The organism is Streptomyces sp. NPDC002690 (genome assembly GCF_053592415.1).
In genome coordinates, this window is sequence record NZ_JBSFVR010000007.1 from 1 (window position 1) to 12,876 (window position 12,876).

General features: G+C 71.0%; 14 protein-coding genes and 1 tRNA gene. 6 read left to right on the forward strand and 9 right to left on the reverse strand.

Going from position 1 to position 12,876, the window contains the following annotated elements:
- From ACWD3D_RS01880 to ACWD3D_RS01890, 3 genes are all read right to left on the reverse strand, one after another.
- Nucleotides 1-461, reverse strand: a 461-nt coding sequence (locus tag ACWD3D_RS01880; RefSeq protein WP_451458956.1) for a phosphoadenosine phosphosulfate reductase domain-containing protein, incomplete at its 3' end; no start/stop codon positions are given.
- Nucleotides 458-1,051 (reverse strand): adenylyl-sulfate kinase, encoded by a 594-nt coding sequence (gene cysC / locus ACWD3D_RS01885; RefSeq protein WP_451458957.1) that lies wholly within the window; start codon nucleotides 1,049-1,051, stop codon nucleotides 458-460. The genes cysC and ACWD3D_RS01880, both read right to left, overlap by 4 nt.
- Nucleotides 1,045-1,821, reverse strand: a complete 777-nt coding sequence (locus ACWD3D_RS01890; RefSeq protein ID WP_451458958.1) for a sulfotransferase family protein — start codon at nucleotides 1,819-1,821, stop codon at nucleotides 1,045-1,047. The genes cysC and ACWD3D_RS01890 overlap by 7 nt, the downstream gene beginning before the upstream one ends.
- A 269-nt stretch (nucleotides 1,822-2,090) precedes the next feature.
- On the opposite strand from ACWD3D_RS01890, the gene ACWD3D_RS01895 reads away from it, so the two are divergent.
- Nucleotides 2,091-3,149, forward strand: a complete 1,059-nt coding sequence (locus ACWD3D_RS01895; RefSeq protein WP_451458959.1) for a dTDP-glucose 4,6-dehydratase — start codon at nucleotides 2,091-2,093, stop codon at nucleotides 3,147-3,149.
- Nucleotides 3,150-3,338: 189 nt separating this feature from the next.
- Nucleotides 3,339-4,994: a DoxX family membrane protein gene (locus ACWD3D_RS01900; protein ID WP_451458960.1), complete on the forward strand. Its 1,656-nt coding sequence runs from the start codon at nucleotides 3,339-3,341 to the stop codon at nucleotides 4,992-4,994.
- A gap of 279 nt (nucleotides 4,995-5,273) precedes the next feature.
- Here the strand turns inward: ACWD3D_RS01900 and ACWD3D_RS01905 are convergent, their stop codons facing one another.
- The 3 genes from ACWD3D_RS01905 to ACWD3D_RS01915 all read right to left on the reverse strand — a co-directional run bounded on the left by ACWD3D_RS01905 (nucleotide 5,274) and on the right by ACWD3D_RS01915 (nucleotide 8,048).
- A complete protein-coding gene (locus ACWD3D_RS01905) occupies nucleotides 5,274-5,990 on the reverse strand; it encodes a nucleotidyltransferase family protein (RefSeq protein ID WP_451459002.1) in 717 nt (238 codons plus the stop codon).
- A 50-nt stretch (nucleotides 5,991-6,040) separates the two neighbouring features.
- On the reverse strand, nucleotides 6,041-6,454 hold the full coding sequence (locus ACWD3D_RS01910) for a hypothetical protein (RefSeq protein WP_451458961.1): 414 nt from the start codon (nucleotides 6,452-6,454) through the stop codon (nucleotides 6,041-6,043).
- Between the two features lie 457 nt (nucleotides 6,455-6,911).
- On the reverse strand, nucleotides 6,912-8,048 hold the full coding sequence (locus tag ACWD3D_RS01915) for an ABC transporter ATP-binding protein (protein ID WP_387370032.1): 1,137 nt from the start codon (nucleotides 8,046-8,048) through the stop codon (nucleotides 6,912-6,914).
- Nucleotides 8,049-8,260: 212 nt separating this feature from the next.
- On the opposite strand from ACWD3D_RS01915, the gene ACWD3D_RS01920 reads away from it, so the two are divergent.
- Nucleotides 8,261-8,335 (forward strand) — tRNA-Thr (locus tag ACWD3D_RS01920).
- Nucleotides 8,336-8,453: 118 nt separating this feature from the next.
- Here ACWD3D_RS01920 and ACWD3D_RS01925 read toward each other — a convergent pair.
- Both ACWD3D_RS01925 and ACWD3D_RS01930 read right to left on the reverse strand, forming a co-directional pair.
- Nucleotides 8,454-8,981, reverse strand: a complete 528-nt coding sequence (locus ACWD3D_RS01925) for a hypothetical protein (RefSeq protein WP_451458962.1) — start codon at nucleotides 8,979-8,981, stop codon at nucleotides 8,454-8,456.
- A 116-nt stretch (nucleotides 8,982-9,097) separates the two neighbouring features.
- Entirely contained in the window at nucleotides 9,098-9,511 is a 414-nt protein-coding gene (locus ACWD3D_RS01930; RefSeq protein WP_451458963.1) for an NUDIX hydrolase, read from the reverse strand.
- A 479-nt stretch (nucleotides 9,512-9,990) separates the two neighbouring features.
- On the opposite strand from ACWD3D_RS01930, the gene ACWD3D_RS01935 reads away from it, so the two are divergent.
- The gene (locus ACWD3D_RS01935) at nucleotides 9,991-10,437 is read left to right on the forward strand and encodes a hypothetical protein (RefSeq protein ID WP_451458964.1); all 447 of its coding nucleotides are present in this window, start codon (nucleotides 9,991-9,993) and stop codon (nucleotides 10,435-10,437) included.
- 128 nt (nucleotides 10,438-10,565) lie between these two features.
- Nucleotides 10,566-11,000 carry a hypothetical protein gene (locus ACWD3D_RS01940; protein ID WP_451458965.1) on the forward strand — a complete coding sequence of 145 codons (435 nt, stop codon included), beginning with the start codon at nucleotides 10,566-10,568 and terminating at the stop codon, nucleotides 10,998-11,000.
- A gap of 84 nt (nucleotides 11,001-11,084) precedes the next feature.
- Here the strand turns inward: ACWD3D_RS01940 and ACWD3D_RS01945 are convergent, their stop codons facing one another.
- Complete coding sequence (locus ACWD3D_RS01945) at nucleotides 11,085-12,206, reverse strand: hypothetical protein (protein ID WP_451458966.1); 1,122 nt, start codon at nucleotides 12,204-12,206, stop codon at nucleotides 11,085-11,087.
- Nucleotides 12,207-12,312: 106 nt separating this feature from the next.
- Here ACWD3D_RS01945 and ACWD3D_RS01950 point away from each other — a divergent pair, with 106 nt between their 5' ends.
- Entirely contained in the window at nucleotides 12,313-12,768 is a 456-nt protein-coding gene (locus tag ACWD3D_RS01950; RefSeq protein WP_451458967.1) for a RidA family protein, read from the forward strand.
- Nucleotides 12,769-12,876 lie beyond the last annotated feature (108 nt).

Below are 12,876 nucleotides of genomic sequence, written 5' to 3' on the forward strand. Positions count from 1 at the left end.
CCGTGGGCGGCGACGGTGCGGTCGCGGTAGTCGAGGACCTCGGGGAAGTTGTGCCCGGTGTCGACGTGCAGGAGGGTGAAGGGGATCGGTGCGGGGGCGAAGGCCTTCAGCGCGAGGTGGAGCATCACGATGGAGTCCTTGCCGCCGGAGAAGAGGATCACCGGCCGCTCGAACTCCCCCGCCACCTCACGGAAGATGTGCACCGCCTCCGACTCCAGCGAGTCCAGGTGCGAGCGCCGGGGATGCGGGGGTTCGGCGCGCGCGCGTTCCGGGGCCGTCGGGCGGGGGCCGGTGACGGTGTCGGTGCGGGGCGCCGGGCCGGTATGCGTACCCGCTTCCGTGGTGGGGCCGGTCGTGGGGGTGCCGGTCGTGGGGGTGCCGGCGGCGGGGGCGCCGGTCCTGAGGGTGCCGTTCACGCGGGTGCTGGTCGTGAGGGTGCCGTTCACGCGGGTGTCGTTCATGCGGGGTCCTCCCCGTCGTGCGGGACCGGTGCGCCGTGGCGATCCGGTCCGTCGAGCAGTTCCAGGACGGCGTCGGCCGATTCGGTCACCGTCCGGCGGTGGGCCTCGATCCGCAGATCCGGTGAGTCCGGCACCTCGTACGGGTCGTCCACGCCGGTGAGGCCGCTGATCTCGCCCGCCGCCTGCTGGGCGTACAGCCCCTTCACGTCGCGTACCGAGCAGACCTCCACCGGCGTCGCGACGTGGACCTCCAGATAGCGGGTGCCGCTCTTCTCGTGCCGGGCGCGGACCGCCTCGCGGCTGTCGGCGTACGGGGCGATGACCGGGACGACGGCGACGACACCGTTGCGGGCGAGGACCTCGGCGACCAGCCCGATGCGCTGGACGTTGGTGTACCGGTCCTCGCGGGTGAAGCCGAGCCCCGCCGAGAGGAACGTGCGGATCTCGTCGCCGTCCAGCACCTCGACCCGGCGGCCCGACGCGCGCAGCCGATCCTCGACCGCCCGGGCCACGGTGCTCTTGCCGGAGCTGGGCAGGCCGGTCAGCCATACGGTGGCGCCGCCGGACGGAATGCGGCAGGGATTCAGCACGGGTACCCCCAGGCGCGGGAGATCTCGCGCAGTCGCGCGGGGACTTCCTCGGCGGAGGGCAGGGCGCGGGCCTGCTGGATTCGACCGGATTTGATGTTGTCGCTCCAGTCCCCGATGAATGCCTGGAAAGGACCGTGGTCCTGCTTTCCGTAATTCAGCATGTCCGGCGTCCATTCGACGCCGATGAATTCGCAGATTTCCTTCGTGACGGCGGCGGGGTCCTCCGTCAATTCCTCGTACCGCACGGTGAGGCCGGGCAGGGCGGCCCGTGCCTCGTGGACGGCGTCCACGTAGGTCTTCACCTCGGACACGGTCGCGTCGAGGTCGCGGTCGGGGCGGCCGTTGATGAGCGAGCTGACCATCGAGGCGGGGTGGCGGAGCAGGAAGACGAAGCGGGCGTCGGGCCAGGCCGCGTGGAGCCGCCGCCAGATGAGGGCGTTGCCCGGCGTCTTGTCGACGATGACGTCCTTGCCGCTGTGCACCAGCTCGCGGTGGAGGACCCGGTCCCAGAGGAGATGTTCCAGTTCTTCCCGGTCAAGGCCGAGTTTGTCCATCGCCTTCTCGCTGTACGCCTTCTGCAGCCGCACCTCCAGGGTGCGCAGGTGCATCTCGTGCGGGGCGCGCACCGAGGGATGGCTGTTGAGCAGCACCCGCAACAGGGTCGAGCCGGAACGCACGGAAGAGATGACGAAGACGGGGTCCGGAACCAGCCGTGCGCCCCGGGGGGCGGGCCTCGCCGGTGCCGGTCGTCGGGTGGTCGCCGCGCCCACGCGGTTCCTCAGGGCGCGCAACGTCCGGCGGGCCCGGCGGCCGGCCGCCCTCACCCGTGGGTCGTGCTGGAGCATTCGGTTCGTACCTCCTCGGACATGCGGAATTCCGCACTGCGTACTCCGAGTTTTATTACGTGTTCATTAAGCGGCCGTGATTCGAAACTGTGGCGTGCGTGAGATTTCTCTGAAAGATTGATGAGAAAGGGGGCTGTGTTACCGTCGCCCGTGTGCGGAGAGATATAATTCCAGGAACGAATTTCCGGAACGGGATGGGAGAATCGCCGCCGTCACCGGGTGGGAGCGCGCCGGGTGAGGGGCGTGGGACTCGGGGCCGTGGGACTCGCGGCGGTCCGACCCGTCTTCTCGTCACCGGTGGAGCGGGCTTCGTCGGTTCCGGGTACGTACGCCATGTGCTGGGCCCCGACGGGCCGGGCGACGTGACCGTCACCGTCCTGGACAAGCTGACCCACGCGGGCACCCTGACCAACCTCACGACCGTGCTCGCCGACCCCCGTTTCGGCTTCGTGCACGGGGACGTCTGCGATCCGGCGGTCGTCGCCCGGCTGGCCGCCCGGCACGACGAGATCGTGCACTTCGCGGCCGAGACGCAGGTGGACCGTTCGGTCGACGGTACGGCCGTCTTCGTGTCGACCAATGTGCTCGGCACCCAGACCCTCGCGGAGGCCGCGTCGCGCGGCGGGGTCCGCAGGTTCGTCCACGTCTCCACCGACGAGGTGTACGGCCCCGGGGGCGCGGGCCCGCGCGCCGAGGACGCCCCGCTCGCCCCCGACTCCCCGTACTCCGCGTCGAAGGCGTCCTCCGACCTGATCGCACTGGCCCACCACCGCACCCACGGGCTCGATGTCCGCGTCGTCCGGGCGGCCGGCACCTACGGCCCGCACCAGTTTCCCGAGCACACCGTGCCGTCCCTCGTGACCCGTCTGATGGGCGGCCTCGACGTGCCGCGCGGGGGCGGGGGCGGGAGGACCCGGGTGCGGGACTGGCTGCACGTCGACGACCACTGCCGGGGCATCGAACTCGCCCGGACCCGGGGCCGCCCCGGCCGCACCTACAACCTCGGCGGCGGCGCGGCGCTGAGCGAGGAAGAGCTGACCGGGCTGCTGGCGGAGCTGTGCGCCGACCCCCCGGCGGACCGCCGGGCCGAGGCGTTCCCGCGCACGGACCGCGTACCGCTGTCAGGCGCCGCCCGGTCGCGCGCGTGTTCGGAACTGGGCTACCGGCCGCGCCGTGCGCTCACCGAGGCGCTCGCCGAGACCACCGCCTGGTACCGGGACAATCGTGCCTGGTGGGAGCCACTCACCTCCTGACCGGGCCCGGCTCGCAGGGGTACGGGAGGGCCCGGACAGGGGCCCGGACAGGGGTACGGCCAAGGGGTACGGGCGGGGCATTTGGGGCGGTCCGTGAACCGGAACGAGGCACTCAACTCGACCTGTTGACGGTTCTCGGACACTTAGGCGAGGTCAAGGCAGTGTCCTAACGTCACGTCACTCGGTTAGATGAGTGTGGACACCAGAACGCCTCGGTTCGACGATCAACCCGCCCTGAGCATGACCAAGGTGGACAGCGACCCCGCGCAGGTCATCGTCAACCACGCCAGCTTCCGGGTGCAGCTTCCCCCGGGCCAGCGCGCACGGCTGCGGGGTGCGGCTCCGGTCGGCGCCGCACGCGTCCCGGCGATGAGCGGAGCGGGGGGGCGCAGGCGGGCCCCGGTCGTCTGGAGCGGGAGGTCGGAGCCGGGCGACCCGGGGGCGTCGGGCCTGCTCCAGGCCGTACGCAACTCCTCCACCGGCCACCTGGACGGCCGCACGGCCACCGGTGCCACCCGGCTCGTCCCGCACCTGGACGAGACGCAGCCCAACCCGGTGCTGCCGTCCCCGCAGCGCACGGGCGGCCCGCTCCTCCCGCCCATGCGGCAGGCGGTCGGCGCGTACGACGGGACCGGCCCCGCGTACGACGGCGCGAGCAGCGGCTACGACGGCAGCTTCGACCGGTACGACGAGAAGTTCGGCAACGGCCGGTTCGGCGACGACCGGTTCGAGGACGACCCGGACGAGGACCCCGAGGTCCGTGACCGGCGGACCGCCGGCGACTCCGTCCGGCACGCCTACTACCCGGGCCGCCGCATGAACCTCGGCGTCGTCCTCTTCCCGCTCCGCGTCTTCCTCGGCTTCATCTCCATCTACGCGGGCATGGGCAAGCTCAGCGACCCCGTCTTCTTCGACGGCGGCGAACGCGGCTCCATGGTCAAGTGGCTGAACTCGCTCCACCCGTGGGAGGCGGCCGAACCGCTGCGGGACGCCGCACTCACGCACCCGGTCGGCGCCGGACTCACCGTCGCCTTCCTGCAGGTCGTCGTCGGTGTGCTCACCGTTCTCGGCCTCTGGCAGCGCGTCGCCGCCGCCTTCGGCGCGCTGCTCTCCGCCGCGCTGCTGGTGACGGTCAGCTGGCACACCGTCGCCGTCTTCGACGCCCCGGACATCATCTTCCTCGCGGCCTGGAGCCCGCTCGTCATTGCGGGCGCCCCGGTCTACTCGGTGGACGCCCGACTGGCCGGCGAGGCGTGGCGCCGGCTCGGCCCGCGCTCCGGGATCTGGGACCTGCGCAGCCGGGTCCTCCGGCGCGGATCGGTCCTGGCGAGCGTGGTCGTCGGACTCACGCTGCTCGTCGGCTCCGTGCTGGGTGGCGCGGTCCGTTCCACCCAGGTCGTGACCGTGCCGGGCCCGAACGAGAAGCCGACCAACCAGCTTCCCGGCGTCCCGCTCCCGGAGGAGACCCCCGAGAAGCCCAAGGCGCCGAAGAAGCCGGTCCGGGAGAACACCCCCGTGCCGTCCCGTTCCGTCGCCCCGGTGACCCCGTCCGCCGAGCGCACCACCCCGAGCACCGAGGCCACCGCCGGAGAGGCGTCCACCGGTACGGGCGCCGAGCCGAGCGCGACGCAGGGCACCGCCCAGCAGCCCCCGCGGCAGGAGACGGCTCCCGAGGCACCCCCGTCCGCCAGCTCCGGCCCGTCCTCCTCCGGTTCCACCACCGGCTCGGGTGACGGAGGCGGCGCCACCGGCGGTGACACCTCGGACCCGTCCGACGGTGACAGCGGCTCCGGCGACTCGACCTCCGGCGGCGGCCGGAACCCGCTCGGTGGCCTCCTCGGCTGAGGGGCGCAGCCGGGTAGCACCCGGTAGCACGGGGAAGAGGTCCCACCGGAACGTCCGGTGGGACCTCTTCCCCGTCGTGGCCGGCGCCGGTTCTCCGTTCGGGCCGGTGCCGGTGCCGGTGCTGGTGCCGGCGTGCGGGTTCGCGTTTCGGGTTCGGATACGGCGCGCGGGGCCGGGCCCGGGTACGTGGATACGGCGCGCGGGGCCGGGCCCGGGGCCGGGCCCGGGTACGTACGCGAACGGCACCGTGAATCCGGCCTGTTCGGTGGGCCCGGACGGTCAGCCGGAGTGCGCGCCGAGCTCCTTGGCGGCCTCGGTCAGGTCCTTGGCCGTGTCGATGGCCCGCCAGTAGGCGCCCTGCGGCAGCGGGTATCCGGCCAGCAGGCGCTCGCGGGCCAGCCGGGGGAAGGTGGTCCGCTCATGGTCGCCCCGGTCGGGCAACAGCTCCGTGAAGGCCGGGGAGAACACGTACACACCGGCGTTGATCAGGTACGGGGACGGCGGCGACTCGATGAAGTCGGTGATGTGCCCGAACGTGTCCGTCTCCACGGCACCCCACGGAATGCGTGGCCGGGCAAGGGCGAGCGTGGCGGTGGCATCGCGCTCCGCGTGGAACGCGGCCATCTCGCGCAGCGAGAAGCGGGTCCAGATGTCGCCGTTCGTGGCGTACCAGGGCTGCTCCGGATCGGGCAGCCGGGCGGCGGCGTACTTCAGCCCACCGCCACGCCCCAGGGGCTCGTTCTCGACGACCGTCATCACGTTCAGCGGGAGGACGGCGGAGTCCAGCCACTCCTGGAGCACCTCGGCGAGATGGCCGCACGAGATCACGACGTCGCTGACGCCCTCGGCGGCCAGCCAGGAAAGCTGATGGCCGATGATCGGGGTCCCGGTGCCCGGGATCTCGACCATCGGCTTGGGACGGTCATCGGTGTACGGGCGCAGCCGCGACCCCTGGCCACCGGCCAGGACCACGGCTTGCGTCGGATACGTATGCAGCATGCCAGGCACGATATGCGGTGCCGGCCGGTCGCGGTCAGAACTGCTGGTCAGCTGAACTGCGCGACGCCCGAGGCGAACGAGGTGTCGCAGACCGGCCGCGAGAAGCGGTGCGCACGCGTCGGGCCGTACTGCTCGACGGCCGCCTTGCCGAGCGCCTTGGCGATCGACATGCAGTGCCGGGCGAGCGAAGGCTTCTCCTCCACGGCCCGCTGAAGGCCCGTCAGGGCGACGCCCGGGTCCTTCTCCTTGAGCTCGACGAGCAGCTTCTCGCGCAGGATGTCCTGCGGCGCGAGGGGCTTGGCCTTCTGCGACACGGTCGCCGAGGCGGTGGTCAGCAGCTGTGTGTCCGTGTTCGGCGCTGACCACGGCACGCGGGTGACCGCGAGCGTCCCGGACAGGACCATGACGACGGGCAGGACGAAGGCGAGAGTTCGGCCGATTCGGCGCGCGGTGTGGGTCACGCAGCGAGCGTAGCGGTCCGTGATGTGACGACGACCTTCCGTCACTCTCGCGGGGGAGAGTTCGAGCGGGTTTTTCGAATCCGCAGTTGACGGGGAGGGGCGAAATGCCCCGGGTGGGGCCGGTATTCACCGCTCGCGCCGATCCGGAACCCCAAACCTGCCGGACTGCGGGAGGTGTGTACGACGACGGGTGGGTGCGCGAACGGCGGCAGGTGGGGCGCGTACGACGCTGGCGGGGGTGCGAACGGCGACGGTGCGGCGCGTACGACGGTGGTGGGTGTGCGAACGGCGACGGTGCGCGTACAACGGTGGCGGGTGTGTGAGCGGCGACGGTGGGGCGCGTACGACGACGGTCCCGCCTCCTCGGAAGGAGACGGGACCGTCGGTTGCGTTCAGCTGCTGCTCGGGCGGTCAGGCGCCCGTGCGGCGGTGCTCCCCAGCCCGGGAGCGTGGGCGATCAGGCGGTGAGGCGCTCGCCCGTCGAGGTCGCGAAGACGTGCAGCTCGTCCGGACGCGGGACGACGTGCAGCTTGGTGCCCTTCTCCGGGACGGCGCGGCCACCGACGCGGACCACGAGGTCCTTGTGCTGGCCGCCGACCTCGGCACCGCCGTAGACGAAGCCGTCGGCGCCGAGCTCCTCGACGACGTTGACCGAGACGGCGAGGCCGGCCGGGGCGTCGGCGGAGGCCTTGGAGAGGCCGGTCGCGGCGGCGCCACCGTGCTCGACGATGTCGAAGTGCTCCGGGCGGATACCGACCGTGACCGTGGTGTCACCACGGTTGGCGGCGGCGGTGAGCGCCTCGCGGGAGACCGGGACGACGCTGTTGCCGAACTTCACGCCGCCATCGGTGATCGGGACCTCGATCAGGTTCATCGCGGGGGAGCCGATGAAGCCGGCGACGAAGAGGTTGGCCGGGCGGTCGTACATGTTGCGCGGCGAGTCGACCTGCTGGAGCAGACCGTCCTTGAGGACCGCGACGCGGTCACCCATGGTGAGGGCCTCGACCTGGTCGTGGGTGACGTACACGGTCGTGATGCCGAGGCGGCGCTGCAGCGAGGCGATCTGCGTACGGGTGGAGACACGGAGCTTGGCGTCGAGGTTCGACAGCGGCTCGTCCATGAGGAAGACCTGCGGCTCACGCACGATGGCGCGACCCATCGCGACACGCTGACGCTGACCACCGGAGAGCGCCTTCGGCTTGCGGTCCAGGTAGTCGGTGAGGTCCAGCATCTTGGCGGCCTCTTCGACCTTCGCCCGGATGTCGGTCTTGTTGACGCCGGCGATCTTGAGCGCGAAGCCCATGTTGTCCGCGACGGTCATGTGCGGGTACAGCGCGTAGTTCTGGAACACCATCGCGATGTCCCGGTCCTTCGGCGGCAGGTGCGTGACGTCGCGGTCACCGATGCGGATGGCGCCGGCGTTGACGTCCTCAAGACCCGCGAGCATGCGCAGGGAGGTCGACTTGCCACAACCGGAGGGACCGACGAGGACGAGGAACTCGCCGTCCGCGATGTCGATCTCGAGCTGGTCCACCGCGGGCTTCGTGGAGCCGGGGTAGATACGGGACGCCTTGTCGAACGTGACACTGGCCATGCGGATGCTTCTCCTTCACCGGCAGGAACGTGCCGGACGATCCGAGTAACGGAGTGATGTGGTCCACTCGGGTGAACCCGATGCGACGCTACCTGGCGTTTTCCGATCTGTCTGTAGTCCAGGCCACGTGAATTTCACGTCCTGGACACACGCCGCATTGGTTACACTGCACGGGCACGCGACGGGCCCGCGCAGGACCCGCGCCGTGACGCGCCTCCTTAGCTCAGTCCGGCCAGAGCAACGCACTTGTAATGCGTAGGTCGTCGGTTCGAATCCGACAGGGGGCTCAACGAAACCCCAGGTCAGACGGTGTCTGGCCGGGGGTTTTCTGTTCGGTCGCCGCGGAGGGGCCAGGCGTGGCCCTCCGTGAAGCCTGTCGTCCCCGAGCGGGGCGGACCCGGGCTGTCAGGAGGCCTCGGTCGCCGCGCGCGCCCGCTCGACGAATCGCGCCTGGCACTGCCGGTAGGCGGTCCGTGCGGTGTCGAAGTGAGCACGCGCGTCGGTGTCCCCACGGGTGATGTGCCAGAGGCACTGGTTGGCTCGCAGCGCGGCGTCTTGAACGGTCTGAGCCGCCTCGGCGGTCGTGTCCGGACCCTCCAGGACGACGACTCGGACGCTCTGCATGAGTTGTGCGTAGGCGCCGCGCAGTTCGAGGCGCAGCTCCCCCAGGCGCGCCGACTGCTGCTGGGGGTCGGGTGTCTCGTGGAAGGTGTCCGCGACGTTCCGGTACAACTCCGCGGTCTCGTGGGAGCGTTGCATCAGGTCGAGGTAGGCCGAGCGGCGTAGTTCCCGGACTCGTCCTCGATGCTGAGCCTGTATCGACGCCTCGGCCTGGGCCCGGGCGGCCCGTACGTTCCCCAGGTTGGTCACCCAGCTCGCCAGGACGGCAGTACCGCCGGTGAAGGCTGCGACCCACATCGCGCTGTCCCCCATGGCGATCAGTCTCGGTGAGGTACGGGCGCACTGTCGAGGGTGCCTCGCGACCCGCTCACGGGGCCTCTCGGTGGCAGGCCCCCGTGTCGGTGGCGGATTTGTCGGCCAGGAGCTGTTCAGGCGGACAGGGTGGTGTCGAGGTGTTCCCGCACCGGCTCGAAGAGTCCGTACGGCACGTACTTCGGGATCTCGGCGAGGGTCACCCAGGCGAGCTGGTCGAGTTCGTCGCCGTCCGCGACGTAGGCGGTGCCGTCCACGACCTCACAGACCGTGTAGGACATCAGCCGGCCGGTTGTGGGGTGGACGCGCTCGCCGAGGACCTTGAGCGCGGTCACGTCCAGGCCGGTCTCCTCCTTCGTCTCGCGTACGGCGGCATCCTCGCGCGCCTCACCCGATTCGACCTCGCCCGCGGGGAATTGCCAGGAGAGCCGCCCTTCGCTGATCCGGCGCCGCACCATGAGTACGCGCCCCTCGTGCACCACGATCGCTGCGGCGATGGCTGGACGGTCGTCCGTGTTCTGCTGTGCCACGTCTGTTCCTCCAGGACGGCCGGGTATTCGCACAGGAAAGAGTGGCAACTCTCCGGCTCGTCTCGGCAGGCAACGGCGGAGAATCGGCCAATGGAATTTCACCTTCCGTTGAACGAGGGGAGAATTCCCGTAGCGCGCGTCCTTCCGCCCTGGCCCATGACTGCCTCGGTCCCGTATATCTGGGATCAGTTGGTGGTGCGGTCATGCGCTGCGGCGAGTGGGGGTCGGCGCACGCGGGTTGAGGCTGAGATCGGGTGCGCTTCTGGTCTTCGACGGACTTGAGCGCCCCATGCCCCATGGGCCACTCAGGTGCCCAACGGGCCAAGCAGGTGCCCAACGGGCGCCCCGCAGGCCGATGTCGCGGAGAGCGCCCTGCGGGGCGGGGCCGTGGACCGCGGGGCGGGCTGCGAAGGGGAGCCGCGGCGGGGCTTCGTGAGCCGGGGAACGCGATAGACAGGCTGCGCACTACGGACGGCGGGATGACGTTGGGGCAGGTCGAGGAGGCGTGGAAGGCCGGGGAGGTTCCGTACCGCGACGGGTTGTACCGGCCGGACGACACCGGCGTGGAGCTGCTGTTCGACGGACCGGGGGCGTACCACCCGGCCGCGGGGCAGCCGATCCGGTGGCGTGTCGAAGGGCGGCTCGACGTGGCCCGCGTCCTGGCGGAGCACGGCACCGCTGAGATGGAGGTCAACGACGAGAGCCCTCTGCCGGACGGGTCGGGGTGGCTGGCCGTCGGGGACCTGGGGCTGGGCCACACCGCCTTCATCGGCTGTCTTAATCCCGACCGCACCTTGAGGTGGGTCGTCCGCTCCATGGTGTCCAACCCGTTCATCAGGGTGCGTTACGAGGGCCGCAGGGCGATCGTCACCAACGACTGGCGCAACCTGCTCACCCTGGAGCTCGACGATCCCGCCTTCGGCTGAATCCGGCCGGTGGGGGACGGTGATCTCCCTGCCGGCAGCAGGCATCGGTTGGTGTGGCGCGGGTCTCGGCGAGAGGTCGCGTGTCGGATGACAGAGACGTCGGGTGCAGAAAGGTCGGGTGCAGGTGAATGGGGCACATCACTGATCTCTGGGAGACGTACAGAGCGCCGTATCGGAATGGGTTGTACAGGGCGGACGATTCGGTCCGAGCCATCGAGATCGACGGGCCCTGCCTTTCGGAGTTCCGTGTCGGACCGTCGTTGGACCTTGATCTCTCGGCAGTGACGGCGGGGAGAGAGACCACGAACCTCTTCTTCCACAGGGGGTGTTCCTTCGAGCTGCCCGACCGGTCCGGATTCATCTGCGGTGGAGAGGGGTCGCTCGGGGCGGACGGGTTTTTCGCCCGGCTGGATGGCGACAGGAACCTGGTGTGGGTGGCGTCCATGGAGAACGCGAACCCGTTCGAGCGGGTGGAGGTCCAGGGTTGGACGGCGCGGTTCTTCAACAACCTGGACAACTCCGTCGTCATCGACCTTCGGGACCCGGACTTCGACGTGCGCTGAACCGAGGGGGGCGACGGTCCGCCCGTGCCGGAGCGGGGTTCGACCGGGACCGGGGGAGTTCCGCCCGGACGCCTCCCCTCCCGGTCACGTACGCGTGGCCCGTCCGCACGTCGCGGACTCGCCCTGCTCGGGGAGGAGGTCGTCCATGGCCGTGCTCCGGTCGTACGGGTCGACCGCCGGGCCGGAGGCGTCGTCCGTGGTGGCGCGGTCGTCGGCGAACTCGGGGAGGAGATATCCGCGTCGGGGGTCGCAGCCGCCGTTGGCGGTGTGCGCGGTGTACGAGACGAGGGAGAAGGTTCCCGGGTCGATCCGTACCTTCGCCGGGTCGGACCAGCTCACGACGGTCTCGCGGCGGACGATCGTACGGGCGACCTCGTCGCTTCCGGCGGCGGCGCGTACCAGCGGGTAGACGTAGCTGATGTCGGCGGTCACTTCGAGGGCGCCGCGCTTGCCCTCCGCGAAGGTGACCCGCCCGCGGGTCTTCACCACGTCGCCGACGAGGCGCACCTGCGAGGGCCGGAAGCGGCTGAACAGCATCAGCGGGTCGTGGTCCTTGTCGGGCGTCCGGAACGCGTTCGCCAAGTAGTCCCGCATGTCGGTCTGTTGAGGGTTGATCTGGGCGATCGCCGCTTCCGGCCGCTCGCCGCGCAGGGTCGCCGGGTCGAGGCTGGTGGCGACGAGGAAGTCCCGTGTCCGGGCCAGCGCGTCGGCGACCTGGGCCTTGGTCATCCAGCCGGTCGCCTTCGCGTCGGGCAGGTGGATTCCTGCGGCCCCGTCCTTCCACGTGGCGGCGGGCGAGCCCCGGAACGGTTCGTCGAGCGTGGGGAGTTCGCCGACCCCGTCGGCCGCGGGAGGCGCGGTCGGCCGTGCGGTCTCGTCGGCGAGCGGGGCGGTGGCGACCTCCTCGCCGCCCGGGCCGGAGAAGTCCCCCGAGAGCCAGCCGGCCACCCGGTTCGGGGCGACCGCCACGACCAACAGGGCCACGACCAGCAGGGTTCCGACCACGTACCAGCCCGTGCGACGGCGCTTCGGGGCCGGCTGGAACGAACGCCAGGCGGCCGGTGGTTCGGGTGCCTCGGCCAGCCGCCGGGTGACCATCCGTGCCCTCGCGGACGGCTCCTTGGGGGCATCGCGCACTCCGGCCTCGGAATCCCGCAGGAAGCGCTCCCACTCCTCGTCCGGTATGGACGCCCCGTCCTCGCTCACGCCGTTCTCCCCCTCCGCGCGGCCGGTCCCCCCGGAGCCGCTCCGATGCCCGATCATCACACGGGGCAGTGACACAAGGCGTCCCGGCCCGGGGGAGGATGCCGGTATGAACACGAACACGCACCTCACGCACATCGCCGCCCCCGAAGGAGTCGCCCCCGCCACCGGATACACGCACGTCGTCACCGGTCCCGGGCAGTGGGTCGCCATCTCCGGGCAGGTCTCGCTGGACGAGAACGGCGAGGTCGTCGGACCCGGCGATCCCGAGGCGCAGGCCCGGCAGGTCTTCGAGAACCTGAACCGGTGCCTCGCGGCGGCCGGGGCGACGTTCGCGGACGTGGTGAAGCTGACCTACTTCGTCACCGACGTGGCGTACCTGCCGGCGGTGCGCGCGGTGCGTGACCTGTACGTGGACGTGGAGCGTCGGCCCGCCAGCTCGGCGGTACAGGTGGTCGCCCTGTACCGGCCCGAACTGGTCATGGAGGTCGAGGCGTTCGCGGTGGTCAAGCCGCAGCCGCAGCCGCAGCCGCAGCAGCAGCCGTGGCCGCAGCCGCAGCCGTAGCCGTAGCCGTGGCCGCAGCCGTAGCCGTAGCCGTAGCCGCAGCCGTAGCCGTAGCCGTAGCCGTAGCCGTAGCCGTAGCCGTAGCCGTAGCCGTAGCCGTGGCCGCAG

Coding starts and splice junctions, on each gene's coding strand:
- ACWD3D_RS01895 (WP_451458959.1), top strand. CDS start 2,091: ATGGGAGAATCGCCGCCGTCACCGGGTGGGAGCGCGCCGGGTGAGGGG.
- ACWD3D_RS01900 (WP_451458960.1), top strand. CDS start 3,339: ATGAGTGTGGACACCAGAACGCCTCGGTTCGACGATCAACCCGCCCTG.
- ACWD3D_RS01915 (WP_387370032.1), bottom strand. CDS start 8,048: ATGGCCAGTGTCACGTTCGACAAGGCGTCCCGTATCTACCCCGGCTCC.
- ACWD3D_RS01925 (WP_451458962.1), bottom strand. CDS start 8,981: ATGGGGGACAGCGCGATGTGGGTCGCAGCCTTCACCGGCGGTACTGCC.
- ACWD3D_RS01935 (WP_451458964.1), top strand. CDS start 9,991: ATGACGTTGGGGCAGGTCGAGGAGGCGTGGAAGGCCGGGGAGGTTCCG.
- ACWD3D_RS01940 (WP_451458965.1), top strand. CDS start 10,566: ATGGGGCACATCACTGATCTCTGGGAGACGTACAGAGCGCCGTATCGG.
- ACWD3D_RS01950 (WP_451458967.1), top strand. CDS start 12,313: ATGAACACGAACACGCACCTCACGCACATCGCCGCCCCCGAAGGAGTC.